Annotated in this window: 1 protein-coding gene; it reads right to left on the bottom strand. The window is 43.3% G+C overall.

Annotation, left to right across the window (positions count from 1 at the left end; genetic code table 11):
- Nucleotides 1–198: 198 nt before the first annotated feature.
- Complete coding sequence (locus tag R7P35_RS24700) at nt 199–1077, bottom strand: LysR family transcriptional regulator (RefSeq protein WP_005461877.1); 879 nt, start codon at nt 1075–1077, stop codon at nt 199–201.
- Nucleotides 1078–1314: the final 237 nt, after the last annotated feature.

Raw genomic sequence — 1314 nt, 5'->3', positions numbered from 1 at the left:
TTTTTGCTTGTCCTGTCACACATAAAAGATGCCTTTTGGTTTTAATACCTTACTATTCTTCTCTTCTGAGGCATTTTAGGCAACTACAAACTGAGTGGAAATTAAACGAGAAAGCGACCGTTTTATTATTTTTCTTTAAATACAATGACTTAATGCAACTTTGTAGTGTCAAATATATTGACGGTCACTGCCTTTTATTTAGAAGTCAAATAAATATTCGCTTAACTTATCTGCTAACCAAGTCATTGCTGGGTGTTCAATCTGACCGTTTGGGGCAAACATACAGTAGTCTTCTTGAGTCAAACCGTAAGTGTGTTTGATGACGGCAAGTTTTTGTTGGCGCAAGTAGTGGCGAATGAGCGGCTCTGGCAATACACCCCATGCGTCTTCCTCCAAAATGGTGTTGAGCATGTAATCGAAACTTGAGAAGCCAATGTATCGAGTTGAGAACGGCTGTAAGCCTGGGTTGTCTTTCTCGTTGAGGTAAACCATCAAAGCCTGCATTTGGCTGCGTAGATCTTCATCGGATACGCGACGCATCTTACTTAAGCGATGATCAACGCTACACACCGACATCATTCGGATTTTCCCCAGCGGTTTGTAAACAATGTGCGGGTCATCAATGCGTTCATAGTCGACACCGAACGCAAAATCGACTTGATGAGTACTGACTAAGTTAGCCAAGTCACCACTAGAGGCCAAGATGAGGTTAAACGTTGTAGAAGGGAATCGATTGTTGAGTCGGTGAGACAGTTCTTGCCACAAATCGTCTGGCAGCGAGTCATCACGCGCCACCCAGACTTCGGCGTTGAAGCCTTCGGAGATTTGCGCGCATGTTTTTCTGATTCGTTGAGCTGTGACCAACAAATACTCGCAATCTTTGTAAATTGCTTTTCCCGCTTCCGAAAGCGTCAGTTGGTTTCCTGTTCTTGTGAACAACTCAACATCGAGCTCTTTTTCTAATGCCTTGATCGACATGCTGAGTTTGGTGCGGTTACAGTCTAACTGCCGCGCAGCTTCGGAGACTGAGCCACACTCTGCGATAGTGCAGAAAGCTTCTACCTGAGTTAAGTTCATGATTTGACACAACCAATTAAGAATTTGCAATAAAGTAGGGCACGATAGAGATGTGCTCCCAAAGCTGTGAAAGATTATCGAAAAAAATAGTAATTCGCCAGATAAGTCTATGGTCTTTTAGCGGTTTTGCGGTACCCTATAGCCTATTAATTTCAAAATGCGCCAACTGCATTTTGACGTCACATAGTGATATGTGGGCTATAAGAAGTGAACATGGAGGCCACGATGGCACAAGAT

This window comes from Vibrio sp. Vb0304 (genome assembly GCF_033338995.1).
Taxonomy (GTDB): Bacteria; Pseudomonadota; Gammaproteobacteria; order Enterobacterales; family Vibrionaceae; genus Vibrio; species Vibrio alginolyticus.
Note: the sequence above shows the minus strand (reverse complement) of the source record. Positions and strands in the feature narration are given on the sequence as shown.

Coding starts and splice junctions, on each gene's coding strand:
- R7P35_RS24700 (WP_005461877.1), bottom strand. CDS start 1,077: ATGAACTTAACTCAGGTAGAAGCTTTCTGCACTATCGCAGAGTGTGGC.